At 48.6% G+C, this 212-nt stretch carries 1 protein-coding gene; it reads right to left on the reverse strand.

Annotated elements, in window-relative coordinates:
• A partial coding sequence (locus LCF57_RS10800; protein ID WP_226000691.1) for a hypothetical protein occupies positions 1-212 on the reverse strand: 212 nt, incomplete at both ends.

Genomic DNA, 212 nt, shown 5'->3' on the forward strand with positions numbered 1-212 from the left:
TAGGTGGGAAGGCTGACTTTTCTCCGTTTAGCCGAGCCGTAGAGCTTGTTCCAGTCGATCATGACCCCCTTGACCCATAAATCCAACAGCTTCGAATATTTCCCTTTGACCAGCCAGGAATCGATGGCTGTTTGCATATCTTCATCCGCTGTGAAAATAGCCGAGGTTCCCTTATTTTGCTTGACTTTCCCGCGATATACATGCTCAAGCCC

The organism is Paenibacillus sp. BJ-4 (assembly GCF_020404765.1).
Lineage (GTDB): Bacteria > Bacillota > Bacilli > Paenibacillales > Paenibacillaceae > Paenibacillus.